The following is a 12,189-nucleotide window of genomic DNA, read 5'->3' on the forward strand; positions in this document are numbered from 1 at the left end:
CCGTGTCGGACCAGCTCTTCATCGTCCTCCGGGTGTGTCTTCTTGCCCTCGTCTATCTCGTCTTCCTGCGCGTCCTGAGGGCCGTCTGGGTCGAGCTGCGAGCCGAGTCGGCCGTCGCAGCCGGGCCGGCCCCCGGTTCTTCCCCGGCGCCCCGCCCTGCGCCGCCTCGGCGCAGCCCCGCCCCGGCGCCGTCACCGGCGCCGTCGGCGACCACGGCGGCGTCGGGCACCGCCCGCCTCGTCGTCGTCGCCCCCGGCGCGCTCGCCGGGCGGAGCTTCACTCTCGAGGGTGAGACGACGATCGGTCGTGGCGCCGGATGCGGCGTGTCGATCGACGACGCCCACGTCTCGAAGCTGCACGCCCGCCTCTCGCCGGACGGCGGGGGGTGGACGCTCGAGGACCTCGGCTCGACCAACGGCACGGTTCTCGACGGCGAGATGATCACCCGTCCGACCCCGATCCGGCGCGGTGGGCGCATCACCATCGGCGAACTCGTGCTGGAGCTGGCATGACCGAGTTCCGGTGGGGAACGGCCACCGACGTCGGCCGGGTGCGCAGCGCCAACCAGGACCAGCTCCTGACGATGGCGCCCGTGTTCGTCGTGGCCGACGGCATGGGCGGTCACAACGGCGGTGAGGTCGCGGCGGCGATCGCGGTCGACGAGATGGCCAAGGCCGCCGGCGTGGGATCGGTCGACGACCTCATCGAGGCGGTGCAGCGAGCCAACCGCGAGATCGTGGACCGGTCCCGGCTGGATCCCGAGCTCCGCGGCATGGGCACCACGCTCGTCGCCCTCGTCGAGATGGCGACCGACGACGACACCGGGCCGCGGCTGGGCGTCGCCAATGTCGGTGACTCGAGGCTCTACCGAGTCGCCGACGACGGGGTCGAGCAGATCACCGAGGACCACACGCTGGTCGAGGCGCTGGTGCGCGACGGGCGACTGAGCGCCGAGGACGCGTTGACCCACCCGCAACGCAACATCGTGACCCGGGCGCTCGGCATCGACGAGAAGGTGTTGGTCGACACCTGGGAGCTCGCTCCCGTCGAGGGTGATCGTTACCTGCTGTGCAGCGACGGCCTCTTCAACGAGCTCACCCCGAGCGAGATGCACGAGCTGGCCTCGGAGTTCGACGACCCGGCCGATGCCGCGGTGGCGTTGGTGAACGCAGCGTGCGATGCCGGCGGCCGAGACAATGTCACCGTCGTGATCGTCGACGTGGTCGAGACCGACGAGATCGAAGGGGTGCCCGTCGACCGCATCCTCTCGACCCACAAGGCGGTGCCCGACAGCGTGCTGCGCCTCGATCCGCCGGTGCAGACCGGACCGAACGATCCCCATCCCGACGAGATCCTCGTCGACCGCACCGTGACCAAGGCACCCTTCGTGACCTGGCGGCTCGGGGTCTTCGTCGGTGCGGTGCTGCTCGTGCTCGGCGTGCTCGTCGCCTCGGTCGTCGCCTACGCCCGCTCTGCGTATTTCGTCGGCCTCGACGGTGAGGAGGTCGTCATCTATCGCGGTCGTCCCGACGGCGTCCTCTGGTTCGATCCCACCGTCGAGGAACCGGTCGTGCTCACGGTCGCCGAACTCGAACCCGACGACCTCCGCGAGGTGGCCGACGGGGTCGAGTTCGACACGATCGACGAGGCCCGCGCCTACGCCGACGCCCTGCTCCAACGAGCCAGCACCGACGACCCGTGACCGCCGTCGCGCGCCGGCCTGCCGTGCGCCCTCACATCGCCGCCCTGCGGCCCCGTCGCGTCGAACTCGGTCTCATCGCGCTCATCGCGGTCGTCGTGGTCTCCGCCTACGGCCTCGCCAGTCTCGGCGAGTCGGCCTCGGTTCCTGCCGACATCGGACCGTTCCTCGGTTGGATGCTCGGGCTGTTCTTCTTCGTCCACCTGGCTGTCCGCCGTTTCGCCCCGGCCGCGGACCCGGTGCTCCTGCCGATGGCGCTGCTGCTCAACGGCATCGGCTACGTGATGATCGCCCGGTTGGGGGAGGACGTGGGCGGCGGCGGCGACCTCGCCGGCCTCCAGTCGGTGTGGACGGCGGTCGGGATCGGGGCGTTCGTCGCGACGCTGGCCTTCGTGCCGAGGGTGCGCATGCTCGCCCAGTACCGCTACCTCCTCGGCGTCGGCGGCGTCGGCCTGCTCGCCCTCCCGCTCCTGCCGATCGGTGTCGAGATCAACGGTGCCCGGATCTGGGTGAGCATCGGGCCGGTCAACTTCCAGCCCGGGGAGTTCGCCAAGATCGCCCTCGCCCTGTTCTTCGCCTCCTACCTCGTCGACACCGCCGAGCTGATCAAGAACCGGATCGAGCTGCGTGATCTCGCCCCGATCGGCGCGGCATGGGCGGCGTCGATCGGCGTGATGGTGCTCGAGCGCGATCTCGGTTCGTCGATGCTCGTCTTCGCCCTCTTCGTGGTCCTCATGTGGGTGGCGACCGAGCGCACGTTGTTCCTCGGTCTCGGTGCCACCATGTTCATGGCCGGCGGGGTGGTGGCGTTTCGGTTGTTCGGCCACGTCGAGCGCCGCATCGACAGCTGGCTCGACCCCTGGGCCGACCCGCAGGACAGCGGATTCCAGATCATCCAGGCCACCTATTCGATGGCCGAGGGTGGCCTCACCGGCACCGGGCTGGGTCGCGGCGAACCCGACCGGGTGCCGTTCGCCGAAACGGACTTCATCTTCTCCGCCATCGGCGAGGAGCTCGGGCTCGCCGGTACGACGGCGATCCTCATGGCGTTCCTGATCCTGATCGGTTCGGGTCTGCGCATCGCGGTCCGGGCCACCCGCACGTTCGAGAAGCTGCTGGCCGTCGGCCTGACCACCCTGCTCGGCATCCAGGCCTTCATCATCATGGGTGGTGTGGTGCGGCTGATCCCGTTGACCGGCATCACGTTGCCGTTCGTCTCCTACGGCGGGTCGGCGCTCGTGTCGAACTACATCATCCTCGCGCTGTTGATGCGGCTGTCCCACGAGCAGCGCTCCGCGTCGGTTCGGGCCGAGCGATGAACAACCGGATCCGCAATCTCGGGGCCGCCTTCATCGTCCTCTACGCGATCCTGTTCGCCCAGCTCAATCGGGTGCAGTTCGTCGATGCCGAGGACTACAAGGGTCACGAGGGCAACATCCGTCCCCAGCTGCGGGCGTTCGGGCAGGAGCGGGGCGACATCGTCACCGCCGACGGGGTCGTTGTCGCCATGTCGGTGCCGGTCGAGGCCGGCGAGATCGACTACCGGCGCGACTATCCGACCGACGAGCTGTTCGCCCATGTCGTCGGCTTCCAGTCGTTCAACCAGGGTGCGTTCGGCCTCGAGCGGGAGTACAACGACCAGCTCGCCGGGGCCCGCCTCGATCAGCAGTTCGATTCGCTGAAGGATCTGTTCGTCGATCGCGACACGACCGGCACGGTCGTCATGACCCTGCGCGACGACGTCCAGCGGGCCGCTGCGAACGCGCTCGGCGACCGGAAGGGATCGGTCGTCGCGGTCGACCCGGCCACCGGCGAGATCCTGGCGATGTGGACCTACCCGAGCTTCGATCCCAACCTGCTGTCGGGCCTCGACGGGGCCGCCGTCAACGCGGCCTACCAGTCGCTGCTCGCCGATCCCGACGATCCGCTCCTCGCGAAGGCGTTCCGGGAGGTGTTCTTCCCCGGTTCGACGTTCAAGTTGGTGACCGCGGCGGCCGCGCTCGACATCGCCGGTATCACGCTGACCGACCCGGTGTGGCCCGACACCGACCGCTACGAACCACTCCCGTCGGGGTCGGCGATCCGCAACTTCGGTGGTTCGACGTGTGGCGGTGATCTGCGGCTGGCCCTGCAGCGTTCGTGCAACGCGACCTTTGCCGAGATCGGTGCCGAGTGGCTCGGCCCCGACGCCATGATCCGCACCGCCGAGAAGTTCGGATTCAACGCCGACCCGGTGCTCGACCTCCCCGACGCGGCCCGTTCGCAGTTCCCCACCGACTTCGGCGCCTACATCGCCGATCTCGATGCCTACCAGCCCGACGGCAGCGCCGATCTCCGCAACGGCGACACCCCGATCCACGAGAACTCGGCCATTCTCGCCCAGGCGTCGATCGGGCAGAACGACGTGAAGGCGACCCCGCTGCAGATGGCCATGGTGGCGGCGGCGATCGCCAACGGCGGCCAGATGATGGCCCCCCACGTCGTGTCGGAGGTGCGCGATGCGAGCGGCGGTGTCTACGACTCCGTCGAGCCGTCGGTGTGGCGCACCTCGCTGTCGCCGTTCGCCGCCGGCCAACTCCAGGAAGCGATGATCAATGTCGTGCAGAACGGCACGGCGAAGGCGATGCAGATCGCCGGCCTCGACGTGGGCGGCAAGACGGGGACGGCGCAGCTCGGCACGACGCCGGCCAGCTCCCACGCCTGGGTGGTCGGTTTCGCCGGCCCGCCCGGCCAGCCGGCCGAGATCGCGGTGGCCGTGATCGTCGAGGCCCAGCCCGGCGCAAGTGAGCAGACGGGCGGCGCGGTGGCTGCGCCCATCGCCAGAGCTGTGATCGAAGCCGCCTTCGGGCTGGGGGGCGGATAGTTCCATGAACGACCACGAAGCGTTGCGGATCCGGGGCTGCAACGGTCCCGCGCCGTCGCAGAGGTAGAATCTCCCGCTATGTCCGATCAGGGCCCCACCGTCTTCAACGGACGTTACGAACTGCTGCGCCACATCGCTCGCGGCGGGATGGCCGACGTCTATCTCGCCCGTGACGAGCTGCTCGATCGAGAGGTCGCGCTCAAGGTGCTCTTCCCGGAGTTCGCCAACGATCCCAACTTCGTCGAGCGCTTCCGCCGCGAGGCGCAGGCCGCCGCCAACCTCAACCACCCAAACATCGTGGGCATCTACGACTGGGGTCAGGAGCGGGGTACCTACTACATCGTGATGGAGCACGTGTCGGGGCGCAGCATGTCCGACGTGCTCCGCTCGACCGGCCCGCTCCAGCCCGACCGGGCCGCGGAGATCGCCGCCGACGTCGCCTCGGCGTTGTCGACCGCACACCAGGCCGGGCTCGTGCATCGCGACGTGAAGCTCGGCAACATCCTCGTGTCCGATGGCGGCGACGTGAAGGTCGCCGACTTCGGTATCGCCACCGCGCTCGCGGGAGGAACCGATGCCGGCCTCACCCAGCACGGCTCGGTGATGGGGACGGCCACCTACTTCTCTCCGGAGCAGGCGCAGGGCAAGCAGGTCGACGGTCGCAGCGATCTCTACTCGCTCGGTGTCGTGCTCTACGAGATGCTGGCCGGCACCCCGCCCTTCCAGGCCGACACCCCGATCGCCGTCGCCTACAAGCACGTGCAGGAGAAGCCCGAGACGCTGCTCGAGCGCGGTGTCCCGGTGGCGAAATCGCTCAACGCGATCACCATGAAGCTGCTGGCCAAGAATCCGGCCAACCGCTACCCGACGGCCGAGGATCTCCGCAACGATCTTCGTCGTTACCTGTCCGGTGCCCATCAGGTCCCGGGCGGCGCGGCCGGCGGTGCCGCCGCGACCCCGGCCGCGGCCGCTCCGGCCCCCGCGATCGATGCGACGACGGTGGTGCCCACCACGCCGGCGGCATCCCCGGCGATCGTCGGCCCGCCGGTCACTGCGGCGCAGCCGGGGGTCGTTCTCGATCCCAACGCGCTCGCGGCCCAATACGGCAGCGGTGGCTACTACTACGACGACGAGCCGCCCCGAGACGACTGGAAGCGCACCGTCGCCCTCCTCGTCGGTCTCGGTGTGCTGATCTTCATCCTCGGCTTCCTCACCATCGCCTTCGGGCGCCAACTCGGTCTCTTCGGCGACGACGGAGGCGGCTCCGACGATGCCGCGGTCGAGAAGATCGACGTGCCCAACCTCGAGGGGCTCGAACAGCTCGAGGCCGAGGCGCAACTCCGAGACCTGGATCTGGTTCCCGTCGTCACCGAGCGGCGCAACCAGAACGTCGACGCCGGTCTCGTCTTCGACCAGTCACCGCCGGCGGGTCAGAAGCTCGACCCGGGCCAGGAGGTCGAGATCATCGTCAGTACGGGCGAGGCGATCACCGTGCCCTCGGTGATCTCGCTGACCGAGACCGCCGCGATCGCCCTGCTCGCCGAGCGGGGCTACACCGCCGATCCGCAGCCGGAAGCGAGTGTCCAGGAGGTCGGCACGGTCATCAGTCAGAATCCGGTGCCCGGCACGGAGCATCCGCTCGACCAGCCGGTCGTCATCAAGGTCTCGACCGGCCCCGAACAGGTCGTCGTTCCCGACCTGAAGGGCCGAGACGTCGCCCAGGCCTTCAACCAGCTGCAGGACCTCGGGTTCACGATCGCCGACGACACCATCAAGGAAGCGTCCGACACGGTCGACGAGGGCGATGTCACCCGTACCGATCCGGCGGCCGACAGCATCGTGGCGGTGGGAACACCGATCACGATCTATGTGTCGTCGGGCGTCGAACAGGTGTCGGTGCCCTCGGTCATCACCCTGTTCTACGACACGGCCGAGTTGACGCTGCGCAACCAGGGCCTCGTCCCCGTGCCGCAGTTCCGGACGGTGCCGTTCGGCGATCCTCAGGTCGGTCTCGTGATCGAACAGAACCCCGGCAGCTTCACGCTGGTCGACAAGGGATCGGAAGTGGTCATCGTGGTCGGCGAAGCGGGGCCGGAACCGACGACGACCACCACGACGACCACCACGACCACACTGCCCGAAGGCGGATAGTCCGCCTCAGGCGTCGGCGACGATGCCGCAGCGGGTCAGGAAGTTCCGCAGCAGGTCGTGACCGGCGTTGGTCAGCACCGACTCGGGATGGAACTGCACGCCCTCGACATCGAACTCGCGGTGCCGCAGGCCCATGATGAGTCCGTCGTCGGTCTCCGCGGTGATCTCGAGACAGTCGGGGATCGTCGAGCGGTCGACGATCAGCGAGTGGTAGCGGGTTGCTTCGACCGGGTTGGGGAGACCGGCGAACACGCCGATGTCGTGGTGACGCACGAACGAGGTCTTGCCGTGCATCACCTCGGGGGCCCGTATCACGTCGCCGCCGTAGACCTGGCCCATGCACTGCATGCCGAGGCACACCCCGAAGATCGGCACGGTGCCTCGCAACTCCTCGAGGACCGCGAGTGACACACCCGAGTCGTCGGGCGTCCCCGGGCCCGGCGAGATCAGGATCCCGTCGGGGTCGAGTGCGCGGATACCGTCGAGATCGATCTCGTCGTGGCGGTACACGACCGGCGTCGCCCCGAGCTCGCCGAGGTACTGCACGAGGATGTAGACGAACGAGTCGTAGTTGTCGATGACGAGAATCGTCGGCGAGTCACTCACGCCACCGAACCTACCGGTCTTGCTGTCCATGTGGGAGACCGTTTCCTGCCCGTCGACAGCACCCCGCCCCCGAGAAAGTACGCCGGGGTCAGACACCGTTACTTTCTCGGACGGGCGTCAGTCCTCGGATGCGGCCGAGGGCTTGACGGCACCCGACAGCTGGGCGAGCTCGGCCTGCTGGGCCAGCTCCTCTTCGGCTCGCTTGGTCTCGCCGGTCTCGATGGCACCGAGCACGTGGATGGCGATGTCGGCCACACGGACCTCGTCCTCTTCCTTGCCCGCGGCCTTCACACCGTCGTCCATCATCACGTAGCAGAACGGACAGGCCGTCGCGACCCGGGTGGCCCCGGTCTCGACGAGTTCCCTGGCCCGGACGTCGTTGACCTTCTCGCCGACGGTCTCCTCCATCCACATGCGGGCCCCGCCGGCGCCGCAACACATGCCCTTGGTGCCGTTGCGTTCGGCTTCGACGATCTCGATGCCACCGAGCTTGCCGAGCACCTTGCGGGGGGCCATGTAGACGTCGTTGTGGCGACCGAGGTAGCAGCTGTCGTGGTAGACGACGCGCTCCTCGAGCTCGGCGCCGTCGAGATCGAGGCGACCCTGGTCGACCAGCCATTCGAGGAACTGCGAGTGGTGCACGACCTCGTAGTGACCACCCAGCTGCGGGTACTCGTTGGCCAGCGTGTTGAAACAGTGGGGGCACTGGGTGACGATCTTCTTGACGCCCATGGTGTTGAGCGTCTCGATGTTCTGGCTCGCGAGCATCTGGAAGAGGTACTCGTTGCCCGAGCGGCGGGCGGAGTCGCCCGTGCAGTTCTCGGCCGGGCCGAGGATGGCGAAGTCGACGTCGGCGCGCTGCATGAGCTTGGCCATCGCCTGGGTGACCTTCTTGTTCTTGTCGTCGAACGAGCCGGCGCAGCCGACCCAGTAGAGGTACTCGGCCTCGATCGGATCGGAGCCGTCGATGATGTTGATGCCGTCCATGCCGTTGGCCCAGTCGGCCCGTTCGCTCTGGCTCATGCCCCACGGGTTGGCCGAGTTCTCCATCGAACGGAACGCGTTGCCGAGCTCCGACGGGAAGTCGGACTCCATCAGCGTGAGGTAGCGCCGCATGTCGAGGATCTTGTCGAGGATCTCGATGTTGACGGGGCAGATCTCGTCGCACGCCTTGCACGAGGTGCAGGCCCACAGCTCGTCCTGCGTGATGCGGTCGAACATCCAGTTGGCCGGAACGGTGATGTCGCCGTCGACCCCGATCGGGGGTGACACGGCCGGATCGCCGGTGCGGGCCATGACCTCGCCGGTCTTCAGCACGATCTCGCGCGGGTCGAGCGGCTTGCCGGTGGCGTGCGCGGGGCACACCGACGTGCACCGACCGCACATGGTGCAGGCGTCGGTGTCGAGCAGCTGCTTCCAGGTGAAGTCCTCGATGACGGAGGCGCCGAAGGTCTCGAGCTCGGTTTCGCCCGAGACGAGGTTGGGCATCGGCTTCATCGCGCCCTTCGGACGGTCCTTGTCCTTCAGATACATGTTGAGCGGCGAGGTGAACATGTGGCGCAGCATCGTGGTGGGGAGGATCACCAGGAACGCGATGAAGCTGAGCACGTGGGCGATCCACCAGGCCTGGTGCCAACCGGCGACGTTGTCCCAGCCGTCGACCAGGTCGGCGAGCGGGTAGCCGATGAAGCTCCACTTCTCGAACTCGGGCAGGCCCTGCTCGGCGATACGGAACATCTCGGCGCCGAAGCCGGTGACGGCGATGGCGAAGAACACGCCCAGGATCACCGCGTGTTCGGGCTTGCTCTTGATGCGGATGCGGTAGGGACGCCAGCTCCACGGGCCGTAGCGGCGGACGATGGCCCACACGATGCCCACCAGGAAGACGAGACCGGCCGCGTCGCCGACCATGGCGTAGGCCCGATAGACGTCGCCGTGGAGGAACTTGATGCTCTCCGGGACCTGATGGTTGACCTCGAGCACCGTGGTGACCGCGAGCAGCACCAGGAAGCCGAAATAGATCATCGAGTGCATGATCCCGGCGCCCGGTTCGCGCAGCAGGGTCTGCATGTAGACGCCGGCGCGGAAGTCCTTGGCGCGCTTCGGCGCGTTCTTCAGGGTGGTGCGGCGGTTGTCGGGGCGGCCTCGTTCCCAGTTCTTCACCCGCATCGCGAACATGTAGGCGCCATAGACGAGCAGCAGCGGGATCACCGTGTAGAAGGTGAGCTTCAGCCCGGTCGGCACGTTCTCGAAGACCTCGCGCTGCACTGCACTCTCGTCGTGCCAGTTGGTGATGCTCGGGATGACGCCCGAGGTGGCGGTGAAGAGTGCGATCCCGGCACCGAGAGCGATGACGAGATGATGGGGCTTGAGGCGCGAATTCATGGCGTGGCAAAGATACCTCTCTCTCCGGAGCGGGTGCGCATCCAGGAGAATCGATCAGGCCCACGGTTCATCTCGGCGAAACAATGGCGAAATCCATGGCTGTCAGCGTGGGGTCATGGACATCACGCTGATTCGATGGCCTGCCGAGGCTGACCGTCTCCCGGAGTTGCGCGGTGCCCGTGTGCCGCGACTGCTGCTGGTCGACGAGGGTGCGCCCCCGCCGGTCGTCGCCGACGAGTACGAGGACTGGATCCGGGTGCCTGCCCCGGAGGAGGACCTGCGGGCACGCGTCGAGGGACTCTCCCGGCGCGCCGCCGCTGCGGGAGAGGGTGCGCCCGAGATCGACGAGTACGGGGTCGTGCGGTTCAATGGCGCGCACACGGCGGTCCCGCCTGTGGAGGCACGCCTCGCCGAGCTCCTGATCGCCCGGTTCGGGGCGGTCGTCGGCCGGCCCGAACTCTCCGAGGCAGGGTGGCCCGGCGGGCACGCGAGCCGCAACGCGCTCGACGTGCATGTGCTCCGCCTGCGTCGCCGACTCGCCGAGGCCGGACTGTCGATCCGGACCGTTCGGGCCCGTGGCTACCTCCTGGAGCCGGCCGTCGCGGCAGCCACCGGCTGAAAGAATTGGTTCAGGTTTCTGACTCTTCCCGGCAACGCGACGGTGCGCAACGGGTAACAGAAGCCGAACAATCCGGAAATCTGCGGCTTCTACGTTCCTTTCCATCGCCGTAAGGAAGGGACAATCTCATGCGGACGAAGTACGGAAAGAGAGCACTGCTCAAGAGGGGAAAGCTCGGGGTCGCTGTTGGCGCCGGGACGCTCTTGTGGACGACGCTCTTCTTGATAGGACCGGCCGGAGCTCAGGAGGCTGAGGTCACGCTTGCCGACGTGGAGGCTGCCAATGCCACCACGCAGGCGATCATGGACAACCTCTGGCTCGTGGTCGCCGGTGCGCTGGTGTTCTTGATGCAGGCGGGGTTCGGCTTCGTGGAAGCCGGTCTCACCCGAGCCAAGAACATCGCCAACATCATGGCGAAGAACCTCGCTGACATGGCGATCGGCGCCACGGCGTTCTTCATCATCGGCTGGTCGATCGCCTACGGGACGAGCGACAGTCGCTTGTGGGGTGGTCTCAACGACTTCTTCTTCAAGGATTCGGGAGATCCGGCCGTTCTGTTCGACCTGTCGGCCGGGCTCACCCCGGCCACGAACTTCTTCTTCCAGGTGGTCTTCGCGGCCACGGCCAGCACCATCGTTTCCGGTGCAATGGCGGAACGGACGAAGTTCACGGGCTACCTGATCTTCTCGGCCTTCATGACCGGCCTCATCTACCCGGTCGTCGTGCACTGGACCTGGGGCACCGGCATGATCGCCCAGATCAACATCGGTGACCACGTCTACTCCGACTTCGCCGGCTCGACCATCGTCCACCTCACCGGTGGTGTGGCCGCCCTCGTCGGTGCCGCAATGCTCGGTCCACGCATCGGCAAGTACGGCCCCGACGGCAAGCCGCAGGCGATCCCGGGTCACAACATCGCCTACGTGGTGATCGGCGTCTTCATCCTCTGGTTCGGTTGGTTCGGCTTCAACGCCGGTTCCGAGCTGGCGGCCGACGGCCTCCTGTCGTTCCTCGCCATGAACACGCTGATGGCGGCAGCGACCGGCACGCTGGGTGCAACCCTGGTGATCTGGCTGAAGACGGGTGTGGCCGACGTGGCCATGGCCGGCAACGGCGCACTGGCCGGCCTCGTGTCCATCACGGCGCCCGTCGGCACCGTCGAGCCCTGGGCCGCCCTGGTCATCGGGTTCATCGGTGGCATCATCGTGGTCTTCGCGGTGCTGTTCTTCGACAAGATCCGCATCGACGATCCGGTCGGCGCCATCTCGGTGCACGGCGTCTGCGGCATCTGGGGCACGCTCTCCATCGGCCTCTTCGCCAAGTACGACGACGCCTTCCTCGGTGGCGGCGGCATCACCGAGAACTACGGTCTCTTCTACGGCGGTGGCATCGAGCAGCTGCTGGTGCAGGGCCTCATGGTCCTGATCGTGATCGCCTGGGTCGGCATCACGAGCTTCATCGTCTTCAAGGGCATCGACATGACGCTCGGTCTGCGAGTCGACGCAGAGGAAGAGGTCATGGGCCTCGATGTCGCCGAGCACGGCACTGCCGGCTACGGCGTCGAGCAGCTCGGCGCCCACTCGGCCTGAGTCTCCAACCCACCGAAGCGGCCCCGGGATCCCCCCTCCCGGGGTCGTTTCGCGTCCCGGGGTCGTTTCGCGTCCCGGGCTGGGCTCAGATGCGGCGGACGCGGGCGATGTAGAGGATCGCGAGAACCACACCGAGCGGTGCGTAGAGGGCGGTGGTCACGGCCATCCCCAGGGTCCAGACCCGCTCGCGGTCCTTGAGTGCCAACACCACCCCGACCAGCACGATCGCGACCGAGACGATGAAGACGATGCCGTTGAACGCGCCCATGCCGAGCAT

General features: G+C 67.7%; 10 protein-coding genes. 7 read left to right on the plus strand and 3 right to left on the minus strand.

The window, feature by feature from the left end:
• Positions 1 to 2 precede the first annotated feature (2 nt).
• From R2707_18200 to pknB, 5 genes are all read left to right on the plus strand, one after another.
• Complete coding sequence (locus R2707_18200; GenBank protein ID MEZ5247027.1) at positions 3 to 512, plus strand: FHA domain-containing protein; 510 nt, start codon at positions 3 to 5, stop codon at positions 510 to 512.
• A complete protein-coding gene (locus R2707_18205; protein ID MEZ5247028.1) occupies positions 509 to 1,702 on the plus strand; it encodes a Stp1/IreP family PP2C-type Ser/Thr phosphatase in 1,194 nt (397 codons plus the stop codon). The genes R2707_18200 and R2707_18205 overlap by 4 nt, the downstream gene beginning before the upstream one ends.
• On the plus strand, positions 1,699 to 3,018 hold the full coding sequence (locus R2707_18210) for an FtsW/RodA/SpoVE family cell cycle protein (GenBank protein ID MEZ5247029.1): 1,320 nt from the start codon (positions 1,699 to 1,701) through the stop codon (positions 3,016 to 3,018). The genes R2707_18205 and R2707_18210 overlap by 4 nt, the downstream gene beginning before the upstream one ends.
• Positions 3,015 to 4,562, plus strand: coding sequence for a penicillin-binding protein 2 (locus tag R2707_18215; GenBank protein MEZ5247030.1), 1,548 nt, complete (start codon positions 3,015 to 3,017; stop codon positions 4,560 to 4,562). The genes R2707_18210 and R2707_18215 overlap by 4 nt, the downstream gene beginning before the upstream one ends.
• A gap of 78 nt (positions 4,563 to 4,640) precedes the next feature.
• Entirely contained in the window at positions 4,641 to 6,713 is a 2,073-nt protein-coding gene (gene pknB / locus R2707_18220) for a Stk1 family PASTA domain-containing Ser/Thr kinase (protein MEZ5247031.1), read from the plus strand.
• Between the two features lie 6 nt (positions 6,714 to 6,719).
• Here pknB and R2707_18225 read toward each other — a convergent pair whose 3' ends face one another.
• The gene (locus tag R2707_18225) at positions 6,720 to 7,319 is read right to left on the minus strand and encodes an aminodeoxychorismate/anthranilate synthase component II (GenBank protein MEZ5247032.1); all 600 of its coding nucleotides are present in this window, start codon (positions 7,317 to 7,319) and stop codon (positions 6,720 to 6,722) included.
• A gap of 117 nt (positions 7,320 to 7,436) precedes the next feature.
• A complete protein-coding gene (locus tag R2707_18230; protein ID MEZ5247033.1) occupies positions 7,437 to 9,704 on the minus strand; it encodes a heterodisulfide reductase-related iron-sulfur binding cluster in 2,268 nt (755 codons plus the stop codon).
• 115 nt (positions 9,705 to 9,819) lie between these two features.
• Between R2707_18230 and R2707_18235 the strand changes: the two genes are divergently transcribed.
• Positions 9,820 to 10,323, plus strand: coding sequence for a winged helix-turn-helix domain-containing protein (locus R2707_18235; protein ID MEZ5247034.1), 504 nt, complete (start codon positions 9,820 to 9,822; stop codon positions 10,321 to 10,323).
• Positions 10,324 to 10,592: 269 nt separating this feature from the next.
• Positions 10,593 to 11,912 carry an ammonium transporter gene (locus tag R2707_18240; GenBank protein ID MEZ5247035.1) on the plus strand — a complete coding sequence of 440 codons (1,320 nt, stop codon included), beginning with the start codon at positions 10,593 to 10,595 and terminating at the stop codon, positions 11,910 to 11,912.
• Between the two features lie 85 nt (positions 11,913 to 11,997).
• Here R2707_18240 and R2707_18245 read toward each other — a convergent pair whose 3' ends face one another.
• Positions 11,998 to 12,189: a hypothetical protein gene (locus R2707_18245; GenBank protein MEZ5247036.1), complete on the minus strand. Its 192-nt coding sequence runs from the start codon at positions 12,187 to 12,189 to the stop codon at positions 11,998 to 12,000.

This window comes from Acidimicrobiales bacterium (genome assembly GCA_041394245.1).
Classification (GTDB): domain Bacteria; phylum Actinomycetota; class Acidimicrobiia; order Acidimicrobiales; family Aldehydirespiratoraceae; genus JAJRXC01.